The organism is Micromonospora sp. GCM10011542 (assembly GCF_042650685.1).
Taxonomy (GTDB): domain Bacteria; phylum Actinomycetota; class Actinomycetes; order Mycobacteriales; family Micromonosporaceae; genus Micromonospora.
In genome coordinates, this window is sequence record NZ_JBHSBO010000051.1 from 1 (window position 1) to 532 (window position 532).

Genomic DNA, 532 nt, shown 5'->3' on the forward strand with positions numbered 1-532 from the left:
GGTTGACCGACTCGATGAGCTGCCGGATCGGTTTGAGCAGGTGTTCGTCGGGGCGCGGGGTGCGGTTGCGGTATGACGGGCGCAGTAGCCGTACCCCGCGTTCGGATAGCCAGCGGTCGAGTTCGGCGGAGACGTATCCCTTGTCGGCGATGATCAGCAGGCCGGGACGGCCGCCCAGCAGGTCCGGGTCGTGTTCCAGGATGGCGGTCAGGACCTGCCGTTCGTCGAGCTTCGGGTTGGCCAGGGCCCAGGTGATCGGCAGCCCGGCCGGGGTGCAGATCAGGTGCAGACGTAACCCCCAGAACCAGCGTGAGTGTGAGGCGCAGTAGCTGTAGCCGGCCCAGCCGGCCAGCTGCGAGCGTTTGACCGTGGGTCGGGAACGGGCGCACTCGACTGGGGTGGAGTCGATCAGCCACACCCCGTCGGTCCACAGGTCGGTGTCCGCGGCCACCGCCCGGATCGCCTTCTTGAGCAGCGGCAGCGCCGCGCGTAGCCGCTTGTTGTAGCCGGACTGGCCCGGCAGGTAGGGAAA

1 protein-coding gene is annotated in these 532 nt (G+C 68.4%); it reads right to left on the minus strand.

Features of this window, described 5'->3' with window-relative positions; translation table 11 throughout:
• Positions 1 to 532 (minus strand): IS982 family transposase (locus ACFOW4_RS19600; RefSeq protein WP_377529744.1); only part of this gene is annotated, 532 nt, incomplete at both ends.